The organism is Bradyrhizobium sp. CB1015, from assembly GCF_025200925.1.
In the GTDB taxonomy this organism is placed as follows: domain Bacteria; phylum Pseudomonadota; class Alphaproteobacteria; order Rhizobiales; family Xanthobacteraceae; genus Bradyrhizobium.
This window is the reverse complement of sequence record NZ_CP104174.1, coordinates 7,892,403-7,913,889: the sequence shown is the minus strand read 5'-3', so window position 1 is coordinate 7,913,889 and position 21,487 is coordinate 7,892,403. Positions and strand designations below refer to the sequence as shown.

21 protein-coding genes are annotated in these 21,487 nt (G+C 64.6%); 10 read left to right on the top strand and 11 right to left on the bottom strand.

What is annotated here, in order from left to right:
• The first annotated feature begins 28 nt into the window (after nucleotides 1–28).
• The 3 genes from N2604_RS37080 (at nucleotide 29) to N2604_RS37070 (ending at nucleotide 2,638) form a co-directional block, all read left to right on the top strand.
• The gene (locus N2604_RS37080; RefSeq protein ID WP_260372864.1) at nucleotides 29–1,498 is read left to right on the top strand and encodes an AMP nucleosidase; all 1,470 of its coding nucleotides are present in this window, start codon (nucleotides 29–31) and stop codon (nucleotides 1,496–1,498) included.
• A gap of 117 nt (nucleotides 1,499–1,615) precedes the next feature.
• Nucleotides 1,616–2,227, top strand: a complete 612-nt coding sequence (locus N2604_RS37075) for a lipopolysaccharide assembly protein LapB (protein ID WP_260372863.1) — start codon at nucleotides 1,616–1,618, stop codon at nucleotides 2,225–2,227.
• 135 nt (nucleotides 2,228–2,362) lie between these two features.
• Entirely contained in the window at nucleotides 2,363–2,638 is a 276-nt protein-coding gene (locus N2604_RS37070; protein ID WP_260372861.1) for a DUF1488 domain-containing protein, read from the top strand.
• Between the two features lie 191 nt (nucleotides 2,639–2,829).
• On the opposite strand, the gene N2604_RS37065 is transcribed toward N2604_RS37070, so the two are convergent.
• A complete protein-coding gene (locus N2604_RS37065) occupies nucleotides 2,830–3,312 on the bottom strand; it encodes a CinA family protein (protein WP_260372860.1) in 483 nt (160 codons plus the stop codon).
• Nucleotides 3,313–3,454: 142 nt separating this feature from the next.
• Here N2604_RS37065 and N2604_RS37060 point away from each other — a divergent pair, with 142 nt between their 5' ends.
• From N2604_RS37060 to N2604_RS37050, 3 genes are read left to right on the top strand one after another with little or no spacing between them, the layout of a single operon-like run.
• Complete coding sequence (locus N2604_RS37060) at nucleotides 3,455–4,513, top strand: amidohydrolase family protein (protein ID WP_260372859.1); 1,059 nt, start codon at nucleotides 3,455–3,457, stop codon at nucleotides 4,511–4,513.
• Between the two features lie 25 nt (nucleotides 4,514–4,538).
• On the top strand, nucleotides 4,539–5,648 hold the full coding sequence (locus N2604_RS37055; RefSeq protein WP_260372858.1) for an amidohydrolase family protein: 1,110 nt from the start codon (nucleotides 4,539–4,541) through the stop codon (nucleotides 5,646–5,648).
• Nucleotides 5,648–6,061 carry a Rieske (2Fe-2S) protein gene (locus tag N2604_RS37050; protein ID WP_260372857.1) on the top strand — a complete coding sequence of 138 codons (414 nt, stop codon included), beginning with the start codon at nucleotides 5,648–5,650 and terminating at the stop codon, nucleotides 6,059–6,061. The genes N2604_RS37055 and N2604_RS37050 overlap by 1 nt, the downstream gene beginning before the upstream one ends.
• Nucleotides 6,062–6,277: 216 nt before the next feature.
• On the opposite strand, the gene N2604_RS37045 is transcribed toward N2604_RS37050, so the two are convergent.
• Nucleotides 6,278–7,177: a transcriptional regulator GcvA gene (locus N2604_RS37045; protein WP_260372856.1), complete on the bottom strand. Its 900-nt coding sequence runs from the start codon at nucleotides 7,175–7,177 to the stop codon at nucleotides 6,278–6,280.
• Nucleotides 7,178–7,287: 110 nt separating this feature from the next.
• Between N2604_RS37045 and N2604_RS37040 the strand changes: the two genes are divergently transcribed.
• Complete coding sequence (locus N2604_RS37040) at nucleotides 7,288–7,491, top strand: DUF1127 domain-containing protein (RefSeq protein WP_260372855.1); 204 nt, start codon at nucleotides 7,288–7,290, stop codon at nucleotides 7,489–7,491.
• A 68-nt stretch (nucleotides 7,492–7,559) separates the two neighbouring features.
• Nucleotides 7,560–8,183: a GNAT family N-acetyltransferase gene (locus tag N2604_RS37035; protein ID WP_260372854.1), complete on the top strand. Its 624-nt coding sequence runs from the start codon at nucleotides 7,560–7,562 to the stop codon at nucleotides 8,181–8,183.
• 261 nt (nucleotides 8,184–8,444) lie between these two features.
• Here N2604_RS37035 and N2604_RS37030 read toward each other — a convergent pair whose 3' ends face one another.
• Together N2604_RS37030 and N2604_RS37025 are read right to left on the bottom strand one after the other, a co-directional pair.
• Nucleotides 8,445–9,275 (bottom strand): enoyl-CoA hydratase, encoded by an 831-nt coding sequence (locus N2604_RS37030; protein WP_260372853.1) that lies wholly within the window; start codon nucleotides 9,273–9,275, stop codon nucleotides 8,445–8,447.
• A gap of 149 nt (nucleotides 9,276–9,424) precedes the next feature.
• Nucleotides 9,425–10,126: an SDR family NAD(P)-dependent oxidoreductase gene (locus N2604_RS37025; protein ID WP_260372852.1), complete on the bottom strand. Its 702-nt coding sequence runs from the start codon at nucleotides 10,124–10,126 to the stop codon at nucleotides 9,425–9,427.
• Between the two features lie 222 nt (nucleotides 10,127–10,348).
• On the opposite strand from N2604_RS37025, the gene N2604_RS37020 reads away from it, so the two are divergent.
• A complete protein-coding gene (locus N2604_RS37020) occupies nucleotides 10,349–12,133 on the top strand; it encodes an acyl-CoA dehydrogenase family protein (protein WP_260372851.1) in 1,785 nt (594 codons plus the stop codon).
• A gap of 78 nt (nucleotides 12,134–12,211) precedes the next feature.
• The gene (locus N2604_RS37015) at nucleotides 12,212–13,300 is read left to right on the top strand and encodes a Zn-dependent alcohol dehydrogenase (RefSeq protein ID WP_035997137.1); all 1,089 of its coding nucleotides are present in this window, start codon (nucleotides 12,212–12,214) and stop codon (nucleotides 13,298–13,300) included.
• 9 nt (nucleotides 13,301–13,309) lie between these two features.
• Here N2604_RS37015 and N2604_RS37010 read toward each other — a convergent pair whose 3' ends face one another.
• The 7 genes from N2604_RS37010 to N2604_RS36980 all read right to left on the bottom strand — a co-directional run bounded on the left by N2604_RS37010 (nucleotide 13,310) and on the right by N2604_RS36980 (nucleotide 21,444).
• Nucleotides 13,310–14,683, bottom strand: a complete 1,374-nt coding sequence (locus N2604_RS37010; protein ID WP_260372850.1) for a hypothetical protein — start codon at nucleotides 14,681–14,683, stop codon at nucleotides 13,310–13,312.
• Nucleotides 14,684–14,904: 221 nt separating this feature from the next.
• Nucleotides 14,905–16,377, bottom strand: a complete 1,473-nt coding sequence (locus tag N2604_RS37005; protein WP_260372849.1) for an amidase — start codon at nucleotides 16,375–16,377, stop codon at nucleotides 14,905–14,907.
• A gap of 155 nt (nucleotides 16,378–16,532) precedes the next feature.
• Nucleotides 16,533–17,504 (bottom strand): iron exporter MbfA, encoded by a 972-nt coding sequence (gene mbfA, locus N2604_RS37000; protein WP_025033669.1) that lies wholly within the window; start codon nucleotides 17,502–17,504, stop codon nucleotides 16,533–16,535.
• Nucleotides 17,505–17,572: 68 nt separating this feature from the next.
• On the bottom strand, nucleotides 17,573–18,721 hold the full coding sequence (locus tag N2604_RS36995; protein WP_311739718.1) for an alpha/beta hydrolase: 1,149 nt from the start codon (nucleotides 18,719–18,721) through the stop codon (nucleotides 17,573–17,575).
• A 231-nt stretch (nucleotides 18,722–18,952) separates the two neighbouring features.
• The gene (locus tag N2604_RS36990; RefSeq protein ID WP_260372848.1) at nucleotides 18,953–19,822 is read right to left on the bottom strand and encodes an MBL fold metallo-hydrolase; all 870 of its coding nucleotides are present in this window, start codon (nucleotides 19,820–19,822) and stop codon (nucleotides 18,953–18,955) included.
• Nucleotides 19,823–19,836: 14 nt separating this feature from the next.
• Nucleotides 19,837–20,448 (bottom strand): glutathione S-transferase family protein, encoded by a 612-nt coding sequence (locus N2604_RS36985; protein WP_260372847.1) that lies wholly within the window; start codon nucleotides 20,446–20,448, stop codon nucleotides 19,837–19,839.
• A 153-nt stretch (nucleotides 20,449–20,601) separates the two neighbouring features.
• Complete coding sequence (locus N2604_RS36980) at nucleotides 20,602–21,444, bottom strand: fumarylacetoacetate hydrolase family protein (RefSeq protein WP_260372846.1); 843 nt, start codon at nucleotides 21,442–21,444, stop codon at nucleotides 20,602–20,604.
• Between the last annotated feature and the right edge of the window lie 43 nt (nucleotides 21,445–21,487).

Sequence of the window (21,487 nt, the reverse complement as noted above, 5' to 3'; positions counted from 1 at the left end):
TGGCAAGCAGCAACACGGCGGTCGAACCATGCAGTCCCCTCCCTCCATCGCCACCCAATCCTTCACCGACGCGGACCTCGCCGTTGCCCGCCTCGAGGAAATCTACGAGCGCAACACAAAATTCCTGCGCGACCGGTTCGATGCTTACGTCAACGGCGAAGCGATCACGACGCGGGTTCGCGCCTATTATCCCTTCGTCCGTCTCACCACCGCGACGCATGCGCGGCTGGACTCGCGTCTCGCTTATGGCTTCGTCGCCGGGCCCGGCGTGCATGAAACCAGCGTGACGCGGCCGGATCTGTTCCGCAGCTATCTCACCGAGCAGATCGGCCTCTTGATCCAGAACCACGGCGTGCCCGTCGAGATCGGCGAATCCGCCGAGCCGATCCCGATCCACTTCGCCTATCGCCGCGACATCAATATCGAAGCCGCCATCACCACCAGCGAGAATTCGCTCGTCACACGCTCGCTGCGCGACGCGTTCGACGTGCCCGATCTCGCGACCATGGACGATTCGATCGCCGACGGCACCTTCGAGCTCCAGCCGGGCGCGCCGGAGCCGCTATCCCTGTTCCGCGCCGCCCGCGTCGATTACTCGCTGCGCCGGCTCTATCACTACACCGGCACCGATCCCGAATATTTCCAGAACTTCGTCATCTTCACCAACTACCAGTTCTATGTCGACGCCTTCGCGCAAGCGTGCCAGCAGCGGCTGCAGTCCGGCGAAGCCGGGCTCGATGCTTTCGTCGCGCCGGGCAACGTGATCACGAACAGCGGCGGCGCCATCACCGGCACCGCGCCGGCTCGCGCACCGCAGATGCCGGCCTTCCACCTGGTCGCACCCGGCTATCGCGGCATCACGCTGATCAACATCGGCACCGGTCCCTCCAATGCGCGCAACGTCACCGACCACGTCGCGGTGCTGCGGCCGCATGCCTGGCTGATGCTCGGCCATTGCGCCGGCCTGCGCAACACGCAGCGCCTCGGCGACTACGTGCTCGCGCACGGCTATGTGCGCGAGGACCATGTGCTCGATCGCGAGCTGCCGCTGTGGGTGCCGATCCCGGCGCTGGCCGAGATGCAGGTTGCGCTCGAGGAGGCGGTCGAGGACGTCACCGGGCTCGAAGGCTTCGAGCTCAAGCGCCTGATGCGCACGGGCACGGTCGCGAGCGTCGACAACCGCAATTGGGAGATTTCCGGGCGGGAGGTGATCCGCCGCCTGTCGCAGTCGCGCGCGGTCGCGCTCGACATGGAATCGGCCGCGATCGCCGCCAACGGCTACCGCTTCCGCGTGCCCTACGGCACGCTGCTGTGCGTCTCCGACAAGCCGCTGCACGGCGAGATCAAGCTCGCGGGCATGGCCAGCGAATTCTACCGCCGCCGTGTCGGTCAGCATCTCGAGATCGGCCTGAAGGCGCTGGAGCGGCTCAAGCAGCAGGAATCGGAGCGGCTGCATTCGCGCAAGCTCCGCAGCTTCGCCGAAGTGGCGTTCCAGTAGGGCAACAGAGCTGTCGTACGAACGCTGACGTCTCCGTGAATGCAGCGCCTGGAATATTGTCGCCAAGGCAGGGTTATCACCTCGTCCGGGGCGCTCGAAGCAGTACAGGAGACAGACATGATCACAGCAATGATCAGACTCGTCGCGCTGGGTACGTTTGCGGCAGCATTGTTGAGCCCGCCGGCCCTTGCCGCGGGGGGCGGCGGTGGCGGAGGTGGTGGCGGCGGCCCCGGCACGGATCCTTTTGCCAGCACCTATTCGGATCAGAAGCCGGAGCCAACCTATCCGAAGCGCCCGGCCGCCAAGTCCACACACAAAGGCAAGAAGCCGAACAACCAGTCCAGCATCGGCGATCCTGCATTCGCGGCCGGCTACCGTATGGCCTATGACACCATCTACGGGCGCAACGACTATGCTGCCGCGATCGCGCAATTGAAGTCGCTTGGCCATGACGACCATCCGAACGTCGCCAACCTGATTGGTTACTCTTATCGCAAGCTCGGCGACTACGAGCAGTCCCAGGCCTGGTACGAGCGCGCATTGAAGGCCGATCCGAACCACGTGCTGACGTGGCAATATTATGGACTGTGGCAGCTCGAGCGCGGCAATCGCGAGCAAGCGCTCTATCACCTCGGCCGGATTGCGTCGATCTGCGGAACCGATTGCCAGGAGTATAGATCCCTGGCTGCGGCACTGGATCAGCCGACAGGCTCTGCGCTCGTCTACTGAGGCTGGAGCGCAGCCGGCTCATCGAGCCGTGCTGCTGACGGGTTTCAGATGATAGCCATGTCCTTTGGCTCCGATAGTGACAAGGCGCCAGATTTTCCGCATTGTCCCGTTCGGGGGCTCGACCGGGACGATTTGATGCCGCTCACGCGCGACAAGATCATTGGCCATGATCTGGAACGGCTGGCCTTTCGCTTCACCATGCTGAACGACGGTGAGGTCGTGCAGTGCCAGATCAGCGACGCCGCGATGGACGAGCTCGCGGGCATGCAGGGCACCGAAAGCAGCGCGCGTCAGGCGCAATTCCTGTCGCTGCGCGAGACCATCGAGCGGATCGCGTCGGATCTCTATGACGAGGCGCCGCGCTTCCCGGGCTATGTGGTGCGGATTTTCATGCGGCATTTGGGACGGTGAATGGACCTCGCCGCGAGCACAATCCCTCGCCGTCACCCTGAGGCGGCCGCTTCTTCAGCGGCCCTCGAAGGGCGACGGCCCGGCTGTATCTGGGCCGTTCATCCTTCGAGGCTCCCCACGTGTCGCGTTGCGCCACGTGTCTCGCACCTCAGGATGACGGTTCTAAAAGTGCACTCGCTGCCAACAGCGGCTCACCCCTCCAGCTTCCTCAACAACAACCGCAGCGCCGTCGCGGCAAACACCTGCATGTTGCCGAACCGGTCGTTGCTTCCCGTCTCCAGCGTCATCACCTCTGACGCAGGTCCCGCAACCGCCATGCAGCTGTGGCCGGCGGCATCGCCATAGCGGTTGCCGGTGGGGCCGGCAGCGCCGGTCTCGGACAGGCCCCAATCGCTGTCAAAGCGCGTTCGCATCTGCTCGGCCAGCAATTGTGCATAGGGCTCGGACGAGGACCGAAAGCCCTTCATTCCTTCGTCCGAAATATCCATCAGCACGCGCCTGGCATCGCGGGTATAGACCACCGCGCCACCGAGGAAATAGGCGGATGCGCCGCGCACCGCGAGCAGGCTGGCGGCGATCAAGCCGCCGGCGGAGGATTCCGCGACGGCAATGGTCTGTTTGCGCGCGATCAGTTTGGCGGCAACCTGTTCCGCAATGCCGACGAGCTCTTTCATTTCGCAACCCCTCATTCGTTCGCAACCGAGCTCAGCCTTCCTAGCATATGACAGGAGGCTTGGCCGAGTTGCGGGCGGCGGGCAGGCCTGCTTGAATGGAGGGGACAAGAGACATGCGAGGAAACGTGAGAAGGGAGACGTGATGGCGTCCCTGATCGCCGGCGGCATCGATTGCGACGTGCATCCGGCCGTGCCGCATCTGACCAGCCTGCTGCCTTACCTGAACGATTATTGGCGCGATCAGGTGACGACGCGCGGCATGGTCGACCTTATCTCGCAATCCTATCCGCGGAATTCGCCGATCACCGCGCGGCCGGACTGGCGGCCCGAGACCGGCAAGCCCGGCGAGAGTCTGGAGGCCATGCAGCGTCACGTGCTCGATCCTTTCCAGCTGAAGCATGCGATCTGCAATCCGCTCTATGGCGTGCAGATGGTGTTTTCGGAAGACATGCAGGCGGCCTTCTGCCGCGCGCTGAACGATTGGCTGGCGAAGGAATGGCTCGATCGCGATGCGCGGCTGCGTGGCTCCATCGTGATTCCCACGCAAAGCGTCGAGAAAGCCGTTGCCGAGATCGAGCGCTGCGCACAGGACAAGCGCTTCGTGCAGGTGCTGATGCTGGTGATGGGCGATACGCCGCTCGGCAAGCGCGCGCTGTGGCCGATCTACGAGGCCGCGGAACGTCTGGAACTCCCGGTCGGCGTCCACGCCGGTTCCGCCTATCACAATCCGCCGACCGCCGTGGGCTGGGGGTCCTATCACATCGAGGATTATGTCGGGCAGGCCCAGGCGTTCCAAACCCAGCTCACCAGCCTGATCGTCGAGGGCGTGTTCGCCAAATATCCGCGGCTGAAAATGGTGATGCTGGAGTCCGGCGTGTCCTGGATCGCGCCCTATCTCTGGCGCCTGCACAAGTTCTGGCGCGGGGTGCGGATGGAGACGCCGTGGGTCGATCGCGCGCCGCTGGAGATTGTGCGCAGCAACATCCGCTTCTCGTTACAGCCATTTGATGCGCCGCCGGAACCGGAGACATTAATTCGCCTGTTTGAGCATATGCAGTCGGACGAATTGGTCTTATTCTCCACGGACTATCCGCACTGGCAGTTCGACGGCCAGGACGCGCTGCCCGAAGGTCTGTCCCCCGATCTCGTGCGCAAGATCATGATCGACAATCCGCATGCAACCTATCCTCGCCTGAAATGAGCCCGCTGCCAAAGGAGGCAAGGCGATGAATATCCAGTTCCGCGAGAACCAAGAAGCCGCTTCCCCGCTGACCGTCAAAACCGCAATCGCGGACTGCGACATCCATCCGGCACGCGCGACCCGAACCGAGCTTTATCCCTACCTCGCCAAACGCTGGCAGCATCATCTCGAAGTCTACGGCGTCCATGCCTATCAGGGCATGATGGAAGGCCCGCCCTATCCGAAGGCGCAGCCCAACGCCTCGCGCCGCGATGCCTATCCGCCGGAAGGCGGCCCGCAGGGCTCCTCGCTCGCCTTCATGCAGAAGCAGCTGCTCGATCCCAACAACGTGCAGCTGGGCGTGCTCAATCCGCTCAACACCGGGCAGGGCATCCGTAATCACGAGCTCTCGGCAGCGTTATGCTCGGCGATCAACGACTGGCAGATCGACAAATGGACCAGCAAGGACAAGCGGCTGAAAGCCTCCATCGTCGTCGGCAATGAGGATGGACTTTCGGCCGCCGCCGAAATCCGCGAGCGCGCCGGCGACAAGAACTTCGTGCAGGTGCTGCTGCTCAGCCGCAACGTCGAGCCGCTCGGCCAGCGCCGCTATTGGCCGATCTATCAGGCCGCGGAAGAAGCGGGGCTCCCCGTTGGCGTGCACGCCTTCGGCTTCGGCGGCAACCCGATCACGCCGTCGGGCTGGCCGTCCTATTACATCGAGGAGATGGTCGGGCATTCGCAGTGCCAGCAATCGGCGCTGGCGAGCCTGGTTTTGGAGGGCGTGTTCGAGCGCTTCCCAAAACTGAAGATGGTGATGATCGAGGCCGGCTTCGGCTGGGCGCCGTCGCTGGCATGGCGGCTCGACAAGGCCTGGCAGCGGCTCAGGAGCGAGGTGCCGCATGTGAAGCGGCCGCCGTCGGAGTATATTCGCGAGCAGGTGTGGTGGACCACGCAGCCGATGGAGGATCCTGAGAGCCGCGAGGATCTGTTCGACGTCATCAAATGGATAGGCTGGGACAAGCTGCTGTTCGCGACCGATTATCCGCATTGGGACTATGACGAGCCCTCGCGCGTGCTGCCGGCGGGCGTCAGCGAAGCCAATCGCGAAGCGTTCTATCTCGGCAACGCGAAGAAGCTGTACGGAATCAATTGATGGCGCGGCACGTCATTGCGCCAGTGGATGAACTTCCGCCCGGCACGCGAAAATTCCTGGAGATCGACGGGCGGCCGATCGCGGTCTTCAACATCAAGGGCGAATATTTCGGCCTGATGAACCGCTGCCCGCATCAGGGCGCGGCGCTGTGCGAGGGCCCGCTGATCGGTCTCGCACAGTCGAGCAATCCCGGCGAGATCGAATACACCAAGTTAGGTGAGATCATCCGGTGCCCCTGGCACGGCTGGGAGTTCGATATCCGCACCGGCCAGTCCTATTGCGATCCCCGCCGCTTCCGCGTGAAAGCCTATCCCGCCCATGTCGAGCCGGGCGCAAGCGTGGTGAAGGGACCGTATGTCGCCGAGACGATTCCGGTGAAAGTCGAGAGCGATTACGTGGTGGTGGAGCTGTAGGCGGCATCTGTTCACCCTCCCCTGGAGGGGGAGGGTCGATCGCGCGAAGCGCGAGCGGGGTGGGGTGATCTCTCCCCGCGGGCAGTGCTCGATGCGGAGAGACCTTCACCCCACCCCGCTTCGCATTTCGCTTTGCTCCATGCGAAGCGACCCTCCCCCTCCAGGGGAGGGTGAAGGGCGGCGACAGAGACAACCGCTTTTCCGGAGGAATGATTTTCAGGCTTTATTCTGCGCCGCCGCGAGCACCCATTGGCGGAACGCGGCAAGCTTCGGCGCCTCGCGGCGGCCCTCGGGTGCAACCAGGTAGAAGCCGGCGTCCGCGGGAAGGGCGATCTTGAACGGCACAACGAGCCGGCCTTTGGCGATGTCGTCCTGCACGTAGGAGGTCCGTCCCATCGCGACGCCGATGCCGTCGATCGCCGCCTGGATGGTCATGAAGATCATATCGAAGGTGATGCCGGGATGCCGCGCGATATCGGCCGGCAGGCCCGCCGCGGTCAGCCACAGCCGCCAGTCGTCGCTGTTAGTGCTCGAAGTGTGCAGCAGCGGATGGTTGCGCAGGTCCTCGGGGCGGCGCAGCGGCTTGTCGCCGCGCAGCAGCGCGGGGCTGCACACCGGAAACAGCTCGTCCGCCATCAGCCAGTCGGCGCGCACGCCCGGCCACTGGCCGCGGCCGTAGCGGATCGCGGCATCGACATTGTCGCGTTGGAAATCGACGAGGCTGGTCGAGGTGGTGATGCGCACGTCGATGCCGGGATGCTGCTCCTGGAAGTCGGTCAGCCGCGGCAGCAGCCATTTGGCCGCGAGCGAGGCCAGCGTCGACACCGTCAGCACCTTGTCGTCGTCCTTGCGCAAGAGACGGTCGGTGGCCAGGCGCAAATCGTTGAAGGCGGCGCGCACGCCCGGCAAATAGTCGCGCGCCTCCGGCGTCAGCGCCAGCGCGCGGTTCTGCCGGATGAACAGGCGGATCCCGAGCTCCTCCTCCAGCCTGCGGATCTGATGGCTGATCGCGGTCTGGGTCACGTTCAGCTCGCTGGCTGCGAGCGTGAAGCTGAGATGGCGCGCGGCGGCCTCGAACGCCCGCAATCCGTTCAGGGAAGGCAATCTGGCAGTCATCTGGCAGCAGGATGCATGACGTTATTTCATGCGAAAAGGTACAAATTGTCGTTTGTCGCGGCGCAGCAGGAGGCAGATATTAGCGGACAACTTAGCTCCAGGAGCTGAAAATGTCTACATTGACCGACAATTCGATGACAAATCATCATGTACCCGGCCTGCTCCAGCAGATCGGCGGGACCCTGCACGTCTGGCATGAGCGCTACCGGACCCGGCGCGAGCTGACCCATTGGACCGCCCGCGACCTCCACGACGTCGGGCTGTCCTGGTCCGACATTGCCTACGAGGCCGACAAACCCTTCTGGCGGGCCTGATAGGCCGTCAGGCCGGCGCCGCCTGAGTACAGGGGCGCCGGCGGTCCCTTTTCCGCATGGCATGTGTCATGAGCACCCTCCGCCTCGAAGACCTGAAGCAATATTCGGACGTGCTGCGCACCCGGCACGGTGAGCAGCTCAATGTTCGCTTCGTCGAGCCGCGCGACACCGACGAGCTGCAGCACTATTTCCGCGCGCTCTCGACCCGCTCCCGCTACAACCGCTTCTTCGGCGCGATCAGCGAATTGCCGAAGGGCCTGCTGCATGATTTCCTCGAGGTCGGCGAGCGCGATCGCTTCACCATCGTGGCGACCATGATGGTCGACGGCTTCGAGACCATCGTCGCCGAGGCGCGCTATGCCTTCCATGCCGAGACCGCGACGCTCGAGTTCGGCCTCTCGGTCGACGACCGCTGGCAGGGTCACGGCATCGCCACCGCGCTGATGAAGAACCTCGAATGCCGCGCGGCTGCGCTCGGCGCCGAGCACATGTTTGGCGACACGCTGCGCTCCAACGAGACCATGGTCTCGCTTGCACGCAAAGCCGGCTTCACGTTCGTCAACCACCCCGATGACTGGAAGCTGGTGCGCTTCGACAAGGAGATCAACCTCGCTCCGCAAGACATTCCTTGTGCGAGCTGGCGCCTCGCCGCTTTTTCCCGTCAGGCCGACAGCCCCTCAGCCTCGGCCTGACATGACTGCAGCCCGGCCTGGCCAAGCCAGAGCCGGGCGTTTTTTGGCGCTTTGCAGATCCGTCATCCTGAGGTGCTCGTTCTGCGGCCTTCCGCAGAACGAGGCTCGAAGGATGAAACGGCCCGGCTGGTTGTTGGTGTCTATTTCGCCGCGGCGGCAGTCGGGCCGTCGCCCTTTGAGGCTCTTCCTGCGCTTGCGGCACAGGAAGAGCACCTCAGGGTGACGGTGAGACGTTTCGGCGCGCAGAAAATCCCGCGGCCGCTACTTCCCCGTGAACACCGCCTTGCGCTTCTCGATGAAGGCCTGTACCGCCTCCTTGTGATCGGCGGTCGTGGTGAGGCGGACCAGTCGTTCGGCCTCGTGGTCGCGCGCGGTCTCGAAGTCGAACAGCAGGGCTTCGTCGAGATTGTCCTTCATGTAGCGCAGCGCGAGGCGCGGGCCTTCGGCGAGCGATTTGGCCAGCGCGAACGCCTCGGCCTGCAATTTGTCGTCGGGCACGACGCGGTTGACGAGGCCGATCGCTTCGGCGCGTTCGGCATCGACCCGGTCGCTGGTGAACATCAATTCGCGCGCCCGCGCGGTGCCGACGAGGCGGGTGAGCAGCCAGGCGATGCCGTAATCGCCGCTGAGGGCGATGCGGGCGTAGCCGGTGGCGACGAAGACGGATTGCGCTGCGATGCGGATGTCGCAGGCCATGGCGATGGCGAGCCCGGCGCCGACCGCGGGGCCGGGGAGCGCAGCGATGGTCGGCTTGCGCACCGACACCAGCGCGCCGGTGAGCAGCCGCTGCCGCTCCTGCAGGTCGGCGACCTTGTCGTCAAACGACATGTCGAGCTTCGCCTTGTCGCGATGTGCGCCCATGCCTTTGACGTTGCCGCCGGCGCAAAAGGCTTCGCCCGCGCCGGTCAGCAGCAGCGCGCCGACATCGGGATTCTCGCCGCAGCTCCGGATCATTGTGCGCAGCGCCGGCGTCAGCGCATCCGACAGCGAATTGCGTGCCTCCGGCCGGTTCAGCGTGATGACGGCGACGCGGTCGCGGATCGTGCAGAGGAGCTCGTTGGTGCCGGTGTCGATGGTGGTTTCGCTGGTCATGTCGCCTCCCCTTTTTGTTGTCATTCCGGGGCGATGCGAAGCATCGAACTACGTGCGCAGTTGGGCACCTGAGAATCTCGAGATTCTCAAGTGCGCAAGTGCGCACCATGGTTCGGTCCTGCGGCCCGCCCCGGAAGGACGAACTGAACTCAAAACCTCTCCACCCAGGGCCGCAGCTCCAGCTCCCAGCTCCAGGCGCTGCGCGGCTGCTGCAGCACGTTCCAATAGCTCTGTGCGATCGCATCGGGGGCGAGCATCGAGTCCGGCCTATCCGCCGGCTCGCTTCGCGTCGCGCTCCTGATGCCGCCGTCGATGACGAAATGCGCGACATGGATGCCCTGCGGCGACAATTCGCGCGCCATGCTCTGGGCAAGTCCCCGCAGCGCGAACTTGCCCATCGCGAAGGGGGCGGACTGGGCATAGCCCTTGACGCTGGCGGAGGCGCCGGTGAACAGGATCGCGCCGTGCTGGTTCGGCAGCATGCGCTTGGCCGCCTGCTGCCCCACCAGGAAGCCGCCATAGGCACTGACCGCAATCGCCTGCGCGACGTCGGCCGGCACGAGGTCGACGAACGGCCCGCGCGTGCGGCCGCTGGCGTTGTAGACGACGAGGTCTGGCGTGCCGATCTCGCGCTCGACCAGGCCGAACAGCCGCTCCACCTCGTCGGGCTCGGTGGCGTTGCAGGCATAGGCCTTGGCGCCGGTCTCGGTGCAGAGCGCGCCAAGCTTCTCGATCTTGCGCGCGGCGAGCGCGACGCGGATGCCCTGCGCCGCAAGCAGGCGCGCCAGCGATGCGCTGAGGCCTTCGCCGGCACCGACGATAAGGGCGATCTTGTATTTCGGACGTTCCATGGCGTGATCTCTCGCAGACAGGGAGCCGCTGATCTAGGCATGGTCCGCGCAAACAACCAGCCGGCGCGGCCACAATTCCGCAGGGCGAATTGCTCCCTCGCGGCGATCATGCCGCCCTGACATTTTGCGGCTTTATCGCTGTCCGCGACTGGAGCATGATCGACATCATCCAAAGCGGCAAGCGCAAAGAATTGCCGCGGGGCGGAAACGAAGAGGACGATCATGCCCAGACCGGTTAAAGCGCAGCCAAAAGATATCGCGGCCGCACCCTCCGGCCTGCTGGCGCCCGATACGTCAGGCATGAATTTCTACCGCGCCGATCCCGCGCTCACGGACCTGCTCCGCATCCATCTGCCGGAGAAGCTGTTCCGCCACATCGAGCCGCATCTCGACCGCCTCGGTGAGCTCGCCGGCGGCCATCTCGACGAATGCGCGCGGCTTGCCGACCGGCACACGCCGATTCTGTACCAGCGCGACAAGTTCGGTCGCGACGTGCAATGGATCGAATATCACCCGGCCTATCGCGAGCTGGAGAACGCCGCGTTCGGCCAGTTCGGCATCCACGCGCTCTCGATCGGCAAGGGCATCATGGGCTGGCCGGACAAATACCCTGTTGTTGCCAAGCATGCCTTCACCTTCCTGTTCAACCAGACCGAATTCGGCATGGGCTGCCCGATCAACGTCACCGACGGCTGCGCCAAGCTGTTGGCAAATTTCGGCAGCGAGGCGTTGAAGGCGAAATATCTGGACGGCCTGACCTCGACCGACATGAGCAAGCTGACCCAAGGCGGCCAGTTCATGACCGAGAAGGAGGGCGGCTCCGATGTCGGCACGCTGACCACGCGCGCGGTGCAGGAGGGCGACCATTGGCGCCTCTACGGCGAGAAATGGTTCTGCTCGAATGCCGATGCGAAAGTCGTGATGCTGCTGGCGCGCCCCGAAGGCGCCGGTCCCGGCACGCGCGGCGTCGGCCTGTTCCTGATGCCGCGCTTCCTCGACGACGGCACGCAGAACCATTACCGGATCGTGCGCCTCAAGGACAAGCTCGGCACCCGCTCGATGGCCTCGGGCGAGATCAAGCTCGAAGGCGCGATCGCGTACGCGGTCGGCAAGCTCGACCGCGGTTTCGTGCAGATGGCCGAGATGGTGAACTCCTCGCGGCTCTCCAACGGCGTCAAGTCCACCGCGCTAATGCGCCGCGCCTATCATGACGCGATGACGGTGGCGACCAACCGCGTCGTGTTCGGCCAGCGCATCATCGATCTGCCGCTGGGACGGCGGCAGATGCTGAAGATCATGCTGCCGGTGGAGCAGGGCCTGTCGATGAGCTTTCTCACTGCGGACGCGCTCGACCGTGCCGAGGCCGGCAGCCAGGACGCCGCGGCGCTGCTGCGCATCCTCACTCCGACGCTGAAATTCCGTGCCACGCGTGACGCGCGAAAGGTCTGCGGCGATGCGCTCGAGATGCGCGGCGGCATCGGCTACATCGAGGAATTCGCCACCGCCCGCCTGCTGCGCGATGCCCATCTCGGCTCGGTCTGGGAAGGCACCGGCAACATCGTCGCGATCGATGCGCTGCGGCGGGCAGTCGGTCGTCACGGCGCTGAGTCCGCGCTCGCGGCCGATCTGCACGCCCGGCTCGACGACAGCGGCTCGGTACCGCAGGCCTGGCGCGACAATTTGCGTGGCCTCATCGATCGCGCCGTCGGTTTCGCACGCGAGGTCGCGGCCGGGTCTGAAAACGAGGCCGATGCGCGCCGCGCCACCAGCGTGCTCTATCACGTCGCCAGCGCAGTGGCATTCGCCTGGGAAGCACACCGCATTCACGACATGCGCGGCGATGCACGCCGGCTGCTGCTCTCGCGCCTCGTGATCGACCATCGCGTGGCGCCGAGCGATCCGTTCCGGCTGGCGGAAAATGCCGCGCAAGCGAAAATCGCCGAACTGCTGCTCGGCGATCGCGCAGCTGGCATGAGCGAGGTTGGCGAACTGGTTCTGACAGCGTAGGCTTCTGTCTTCACCTCTTCCATAGGGAGAGGTGGAGTCCCTGCACGCAACGACATCAAAAACAACGAGGAAACACCGATGAAGGCCGCCGTCCTCTATGAAGTCAACCAGCCGCTCGTCATCGAGGACATCAGCCTGCCGAAGCCGGGACCGCGCGAGGTGCTGATCCGCACCGCAGTCGCCGGGCTCTGCCACTCCGATCTACACTTCATGGAAGGGCTCTATCCGCATCCGCTGCCTGCGGTGCTCGGGCACGAATCCGCCGGCGTGGTCGAGCAGGTCGGCTCCGATGTCACCTACGTCAAGCCGGGCGACCACGTCGTCACGTGTCTCTCGGTCTTCTGCGGCACCTGCGACAATTGCACCACCGGCCGCACCGTGCTGTGCACGGACGCGACGGTGAAGATGCTGCCGGGCGTCTCCAACCGCATGCAATGGTCGAAGCCGGAGAAGCTACACCAATTCCTCAACCTCTCCTCCTTCGCCGAGCAGATGCTGGTGCACGAAAACGCCATCGTGAAGATCCGCAAGGACATGCCGCTCGATCTCGCCGCGCTGATCGGCTGCGGCGTCATCACCGGCTATGGCGCGGTGGTGAATACGGCGAAAGTGACGGCCGGCGAGACCGTGGCCGTGATCGGCTGCGGCGGCGTCGGCATGGCCGCGATCAACGGCGCGCAGATCGCCGGTGCCGGCCGTATCATCGCCATCGACACCAATCCTGCAAAACTCCAGCTCGCGACCAAGCTGGGCGCGACCGACATCATCAATCCGGCCGACGGCGATGTCGTGAAGCAGGTCCGCGACCTCACCAATGGCGGCGTGCATCATTCCTTCGAGGTGCTCGGCCGCAAGGAGACTGCCGAGCAGGCTTTTGCGATGCTCGCCTCTGGCGGCACTGCCACGATCGTCGGCATGATCCCGTTCGGTCAGAAGATCGAGCTGCACGGCTTCGACTTCCTGCGCGAGCGCAAGATCCAGGGCTCCTCGATGGGCTCGAACCATTTCCGTGTGGACATGCCGCGGCTGGTCGATTTCTACCTGCGTGGCCGGCTGCATCTCGAAGACTGGATCTCGGCCAAGCTGAAGTTGAGCGAGATCAACGAGGGCTTTGCCAACATGAAAGCCGGCAAGACGCTGCGCAGCGTGATCGTGTTCGATAGCTAGCCCATGATGTCAATGCGATGGGGCCGGACCGTCGCTCGAGGCGCAGCGCGACTCCTTGACGAGCCGCAGCGCCATGAGCGCGGCAAGGCCCGCGGCGAGCATATAGGCCGGGGATACGTTCAAGCCGGCGCCTGCCACCAGCAAATAGGCGAACAGTCCCGCCGTGGACGCAGCGAAGCCAAGCCAGGCCAAAGTCGGAAGGCGAAATCCACGTTCGCCCTGGCGGAGGTCGAGCACGAGGTAGAACACCAGAAAGGTGTTGCAGAGCGCCGCCGGCAACAGGCCCATGACGATCTCGCTCTCGAATGCGAGATAGGATAGCACGCCGTCGACCTGGGCAATGACCGCGAACGGCAGATAGCGCGGGTTGAGGCAGGCGAGGGCGATGCTCGCAAGCTCGAATCCATAGAAATAGCGCTCGTGCATCTTGGGAAGCAGGTACGGCATCAAGATGAGCGACGCGCACGCGACGAGCAGAATGAACTCCGGCCCGGTCCGCTTGGACTGTGCGATGAAGATCGATAGGGCAAGGCCGCTCGCTGCCGCGAGCACGAGGCCAATGGCGACTCCGGCTGTGTACGGCGTTCCTCCTGCGAACACCCAGACGTTCGCCGCATTCATGGTCAGGTGATGATATGTGTTGGCCTGGCCGAGATAGACGCCGAGCACGGACGCCAGGGATCGGCCCGCAACGAGGACCGGAATGGCGAGGATCACATAGACTCCCGGAATGGCGGCAAGCCACGCCAGGTGAATCTTGCGGCGTAAAATCATGCCGAGCACGAACGGTCCCAGGAACACGCCCTGAGCCTTCACCGAACAGCCTACGGCGAAAGGCAGAATGCCATTTCGATTGCGCATGAACATCGCCACGGACAGCAGCGCAAAGAAGGTCCAGATCGAATCGGCCTGCCCCCACATTGCGCCATTGAAGAGCACCGTCGGTGCAAGCCAAGCCGAGCAGAAGGCCATGGACGCGCGCAATGGCACTCTTGTCGCTCGCCAGACCATCTGGGCGACGACGACCGCGCAACCGAGCTCGAACATTGCCGAAATCGCCTTCACCAGGGAAAGCGGCTGGCCGAGCCAGTCGAAGCGGACCGCAATCAGCAGGAGGTAGCTGTAAAACGGCGAATAGTTGGTGAAAGCCTCGGCCAGCGCACCGATGCCGTGATCCCGAGCAAAGACATACCAGGGGATCAGGAACTCGAAGGTGTCGGCAGTGGTGTGCTCCCGGACGAGGTAACGGAGTGCAAGGCCGGCAAATCCACACGCCAGCATGAGGGCGATCGGAATACGCCATCTCCCGGGCAGCGACTGGTTTGGATTGACGCGATGATAGGGCTCGCGGAGCGCGCCTATTTCGATTGAGTCATTTGTCACGCGGTCACTCTTGGATCTGAGCGTTACCCTTCGCCAGGTTCGTGACCTGCAGTTTTGACAGGCGAACGATTGCCAGCCGTATAAATCCCGGACGTGTGCGGTGTGCGCATTGCCCGGGAAAGGATTGTTTGGTTAGCGATTGCTTTACAGGCGGCCATCGAAATGACTTGCAAAGCGCCGCGCCCCCCGCCCGCCGCCAACGCGACGGCGTCTTGAAGGCCTCAATCGTCGAACATCTTCGGCGGCACGAAGCCGCCGAACTCGCGCTCGATCAGCTCGGCGAGCTTGAGCGGCGTCCTATCCTCGAGGAAGGGACCGACGATCTGCACGCCGACGGGCAGGCCGTCTTTCGACAGGCCGTGCGGAACCGCCGTCGCCGGCAGGCCCGGAAGCGTTGCGATGCCCGGCCAGGCGAGCTGGTCGGAATAGGGGTAATCCTTGCCGTCGATGCTGATCGTTCGCAGGCGCTGCTCCGGCGAATGATCATGCGGAAAGGCCGGCGTCGGCATGATCGGGCAGATCACCGCGTCGAAGCTCTTGAATAATGCCCGCCATTGTGCGCGGAGGACGGCGCGGGCGCCTGCGTCGAGCACCCAGGCGCGGTGGCTTGCGGTGATGCCGCGCAGTCGTTCCGCGCCGAGGCTGCGGTCTTCCGGCGAGAGCTGGCTCGCCCGCGCCCGCGCATCCGCCAGCTCGTCGGGAGGTAAGAACGCGCCGAGGAAGCCCAGCAGCATGCGCATGTAGAGCCGCGACGTCTCCGCGAACTCCGGGAGCAGCGCGCTCTCGCGTGCGACGGTGACGCCGGCCTTCGCAAGATCGGTTGCGAGCTTGTCGATCGCGCCGCGCACATCCTGGTCGCTCGGCAGCAGCGGATGGCTGTCGACCACCAGGACACGAAAATCCCGCAGCGACTGATGCCGTGCGGCAGGCAAGTCGAGCTTGTAGGCGATCCCGGCATCGAGCGGGTCGGGTCCCGCCATGACGTCGAGCAGCAAGGACAGATCCGCCGCCGTGCGCGCCATCGGCCCGATGACGGCGAGGTCGCCCTCGCGCGGAATGGCCGGAAACGGCGGCGGGGTCTCGCCACGCGCCGCGCAGAGATTGATGGTCGGCTTGTGCGCGAAGACGCCGCAATGAAAGGCCGGCACGCGCAGGGAGCCGCCGATGTCGGCGCCTGTGGCGAGCGCGCAATAGCCTGCGGCGAGGGCTGCCGCCGATCCTCCGGAGGATCCGCCCGGCGTGCGGCCGAGATCGTAGGGGTTGTTGGTGGTGCCGTAGATGTCGTTGTAGCTCTGCCAGTCGCCGAGCCCGACCGGAACGTTGGTCTTGCCGAGGATCACGCCGCCGGCGTGCTTGATGCGGGCCACCGCCAGCGCGTCTTCCACGGGCTTGAAATCCTTCTGCGGCACGAATCCCCAGGTCGTCGGCAGGCCGGCGATGTTGAAGGATTCCTTGATCGTCGTGGGCAGGCCGAGCAGCGGCTTGCGCTCGCCGCGCGCCAGCGCCGCATCCGCCTCGCGCGCCGCGGCGAGCGCGCGATTGAAATCGCGCACGCACACCGCATTGATGCTGCCGTCGTGCCGCTCGATACGGGCGATCGCATCCTGCGTGAGCTCGACCGCCGAGACCTCCTTCGCACGCAACGCGGCCGACAATTCGACCGCACTCTTGAAACTCCATTCTGATCCGGTCACGGCGCTTCTCCCGCTCTGGTTGTTGAGGAATGATGCGCAGTTTGGCCGAACGTCGCAACGGCTGTTTGATGGAGATTGATATGCTGCTAGCCATTAGCGGCACGGCCAACACAAAATCGGTGTCAAGCCGGGGCATGACATCGAGCGCGGAACGTCTACGCCGCCCCGATCACGATTCCCACCGCCAGCACGATGGCGCCGCCGAGCACGATCTGGAACACGGCCTGGAGGAACGGCGTGTCCATGTAGCGCGAGCGGATGAAGGCAATCGCCCACAATTCGAAGAACACGACGACGCAGGCGATCGCCGTCGCGATCCAGAACGCATTGGCCCAGCTGTCGGGCACCAGATACGGCGCGGTATGGCCGAGCCCGCCGAGCGTCGTCATCGCGCCGCAAGTGATGCCGCGCAGCCAGGGCGAGCCGCGCCCCGTCAGCGAGCCGTCGTCGGACAGCGCTTCCGCAAACCCCATGCTGATGCCGGCGCCGATCGAGGCGGCAAGGCCGACCAGGAACGTCTGCCAGTTCTGGTGCGTGGCGAAGGCGGCCGCAAACAGCGGCGCCAGCGTCGAGACCGAGCCGTCCATCAGGCCGGCGAGGCCCGGCTGCACATATTGCAGCACGAACATGCGCCGGCGGGTGCGGTCTTCCTCGGCGCGCACGTCGGGTTTCAGGATCTCGTCGGTCAGCCTGGCGGCGGTGTGCTCGTGGCTCTTCTCGGCCTCGGCGAGATCGCCGAGCAGCCGGCGCACGTTGACGTCCTCGGCCTGCTCGGCGGCCTTCGCATAGAAGCGCTCGGCCTCGAGCTCCATGGTCTCGACTTCCCGGCGGATCGTGTCGAGCGGCAGGTTCTTGGTCAGCCAGATCGGCCGGCGGCGCAGGAAACCCTTGACGTCCTCGCGACGGATCGGCGGCAGATGCTGGCCGAAGCGCTGCTCGTACAATTCCAGCAGCATGTGACGATGGCCGCGCTCCTCCTCGGCCATCTGCTCGAACAGCTTGGCCGAGTCCGGATAGCGCTCCTTCAGATCCTCGGCGAAGGTCATGTAGATGCGGCTGTCCTCCTCCTCGGAGGAGATCGCCACCGCCAGCACCTCGCGCTCGGTCAGATCGGCAAAATTCTTCACAGCAGCCCTGACTTCCAAAATTTAGAACGGTTCTAAATTATATAGGCTGCCGTGGTTCCCCGGTCAAATCAGGCCATGCCCGCCTTGGCGAGGAAGTCGAGCAGTAGCCGGCTCACCGCGGCCGGCTGCTCCTGCTGGACCCAATGGCCGGCGCCGTCGACGAGATGGCAGCCGAGCATCTTCGTGCACGCGCTGCGCTGCATCGTCTCGAACACGCCCGGCCGCTGATAAGTGCCCCAATCCTGCTTGCCCGAGATGAAGCAGGAGGGCACGTCGATGCTGCGGCCGGCAAACAATTGCATCTCGTTATTGAGCATGCCCGACGTGCCGTAGCGGTACCATTGCAGCCCGCCCTGAAATCCGGTGCGGCCATACTCGGCGCTGTAGTAGGCGAGCTCGCGGTCCGGCAGCCATTGATTGGCTGCAATCGCGGCCGGCGAGGGCATTTCCTTCGCGACCGTCTCGGCCATGGTCTCGTGCAAGTCCATCACGTAATAGGTCGGCAGCTTCGCAAGTTCCTGCGCCGACCATGCCTGCAGCGGATAGGGCTTGTTGTCGGTCCAGTCCGCGCTCTTCTGATGATAATAGGCACGCAGGAAATCATGCACGCCTTGCGGCGCGCGGTGCATGTCGGCATTCGCCTCGCGCGTCGAATAGTACCATTGATAGTGCTTTCGCGGCCGCGGCAGCGCGCCCAGCTCGCGATGCACGGGGTCTTCCACCGCGGGCTTCACCGGGTTGTCGACTGTGCCGAACGGTAACGGGGGCGGTCCGCCGAACGGCGCGCTCATCAGCGTCACCGAACGAAAAACGTCGGGCCGGATCAGCGCGCACCAGGCCGCGACCGGGCTGCCAAAATCGTGCCCGGCGAGATCGACCTGCCTGTAACCGAACGCCGACACCAAAGCGAGCGCATCGCGCACCAGGTTGAGGAGCGAGAATGGCGTGAGGTCCCCGTCATAATCCGCGCTCCATCCCGTGGTGCGGCCATAGCCGCGCTGGTCCGGCGCGATGACGTGATAGCCGGCCGAGCTCAGTGCCGGCATCACCTTGCGCCAGGAGAAGGCGAGCTCGGGAAAGCCGTGCAGCAGCAGGATGCAGGGCCGTCCCGTGGTCTCGAAACCGGCCTCCAGCACATGCATCCGCAAGCCGTTGATGCCGTCGAGGTAGCGCGAGCGGATGCCGGCGGGCAGGGGAATGTCGGGCAGTGCAGTCATCGTTTTCTCCGTCGGCGTCTCCTACCCTCCCCTGGAGGGGGAGGGTCGATCGCGCGAAGCGCGAGCGGGGTGGGGTGATCTCTCAACGCGGGCAGTTTCAACGAGGAGAGACCGTCACCCCACCTCGGTTCGCATTGCGCTTCGCTGCATGCGAACCGATCCACGGGCGAGCTACGCTCGTCCCGGACCCTCCAGGGGAGGATGGGAGTTCGCGGCGCGAGCCGCGCTAAATCAAACCGCCACACATTCGAACGCGTTGCCCTTGCGCCGGATCTTCCCCACCGACGGCGAGGGAAAATGCGCCGTGCAGCACAGCGTGTCGGTGTCGCAATAGCGCTCCAGGAAGCTGCGGCGCGTCTTCGCGGCGGCGGCCGGATCGACGTCGAACTTGATCGACAGCTCCGGATAGAGCGTCTGCAGCGGCGAATGCATGAGATCGCCGGAGAACACCGCATCGTCCTTGCCGCGGCCCATCGTGATGGCGATATGGCCGGGCGTGTGGCCCGATGTCGGCAGGATGCGGACGTGGTCACCGATCTCGTGGTCGTTGCCGACGAGCTCGTGCCTGTTGGCCTCGACCACCGGCAACACGCTGTCAGCGAAAGGCGGGATCTCCGTCTTCGCATTCTGCGCAGACCAGTGATCGAATTCCTGCTTGGCGAAGATGTAACGCGCCTTGGGGAAGGTCGGCACCCAGCGGCCATTCTCCAGCCGCGTGTTCCAGCCGACGTGGTCGACATGCAGATGCGTGCACATCACGAAATCGATGTCGTCGACCGAAAACCCGGCGGCGCCGAGGCCGCGCAAATAGGTGTCGTCGGTCTTCATGTTCCATTTCGGCCGCTGCGGCCGCGGCTTGTCGTTGCCGATGCAGCTGTCGACCAGGATGGTGTGGTGCGGCGTCTTCACAACATAGGACTGGAAGCACAGCAGCAGCACGTCCTGCTCGTCCAACGCCTTCGCCTCGCGCATCCACGCCCGGTTCTCGGCCAGCACGTCCGCCGTCAGTCCCGGCAGCATCTCCAGCGCCGGGACGAACGAGGTCTCCTGCTCGATGACACGATGGATGGTGAGATCGCCGACCGAGAACTTCAGGCTCATGGCAATTCCCCGATCTATGCGGCCGGCGGCACCGAGATCTTGACCGAGGGCCGCTCCAGCATCTTCTGGTGGAAGGCGTCGAGCTTCGGATAGGCCTTGCGCCAGCCGCAATCGGCGAAGCGGAAGTCGGCATAGCCGAGCACGCAAACGAGGCCGATCTGCGAAATGTCGAATGGGCCGTTCAGCACGTCAGGCATGTTCTCGAAGCGCGCCATGCCGGTCCAGGCCCTGTTCCAGTGATCGTCCGACCAGGCCTGCCATTGCAGGCCCTGCGGCCGCACCATCTTCTCGTAGCGGCACAGCAGCATGGAATCGAGCATACCGTTGATCAGCGAGTGATTGGTCTTGGCTTTCCAGCGCCGCGGGCCGTAATCCGGGATCAGGCTGCCGCCCGCCATCTCGTTGAGATATTCGACGATGACATAGGAATCCAGGATCACGTCGCCGTCGTTGGTGATCAGCACCGGCAGCTTCTTCAGCGGCGTGATCTTCGCATAGTCCTCGTTGGCCGTGCCCGGCGCGACGCTTGCGGGGACGAGCTCGATCTTGTCGATCAGCCCGAGCTCGATCGCGGCGATGCGCACCTTGCGGGCAAAGGGCGAGGCGGGGGAGAAGGTGAGCTTCATGGGAATTCCCTGCAATCGATCTTGTGCGAACGGTGTCTGCTCCGTCATGGCCTGGCTTGACCCGGCCATCCACGCCTCGCCGCGTGGTCAGACTGTGAGACGTGGATGCCCGGGTCAAGCCCGGGCATGACGACGGAGTGCGATGCGCACGGCTTACGCCGCGATGATCTCCTGGCGCTGCTCGCCGAGACCTTCGATGCCGAGCGTGACGACGTCGCCGACATTGAGGAAGGTCGGCGGCTTCATGCCGAGGCCGACGCCGGGCGGGGTGCCCGTGGTGATGACGTCGCCGGGCAGGAGTGTCATGAACTGCGAGACATAGGAGATGCACTTGGCCATCGAGAAGATCATGGTCTTGGTCGAGCCGGTCTGGCGGCGCTGGCCGTTGACGTCGAGCCACATCGACAGGTTCTGCACGTCCTTGATCTCGTCCTTGGTCGCGAGCCACGGCCCGAGCGGGCCGAACGTGTCGTGCGACTTGCCCTTGGTCCACTGGCCCAGACGCTCGATCTGGAAGGCGCGCTCGGAGACGTCGTTGCAGACGCAATAGCCCGCGACGTGGTTCAGCGCGTCGGCTTCCGAGACGTATTTGGCGCGGGTGCCGATGATGGCGGCGATCTCGACCTCCCAGTCGAGCTTGGTTGAGCCGCGCGGCTTCTCGACCGGATCGTTCGGGCCCGACAGCGAGGTGTTGGCCTTCATGAAGATGATCGGCTCGCTCGGGATCTCGGCGCCGGTCTCCTTGGCATGGTCGGAATAATTGAGGCCGATCGCCACGAATTTCGAGATGCCGGTGACGGGCGCGCCGAACCGCGGCTTGCCGGAGACGGCTGGCAGCGAGGCGGGATCGAGCGCCGCCAGCTTCTGCAGGGTATCAGGCGAATAGGCCTCGCCCGTGAAGTCCCTCACATGCGCCGACAGGTCGCGCAACTGGCCGGATCTGTCGATCAGGCCGGGCTTTTCCGCCCCCTTCTCGCCATAACGAACAAGCTTCATTCTCGTTTCTCCCTGGAGATTGGACCGATCGGTTGACAGCTTC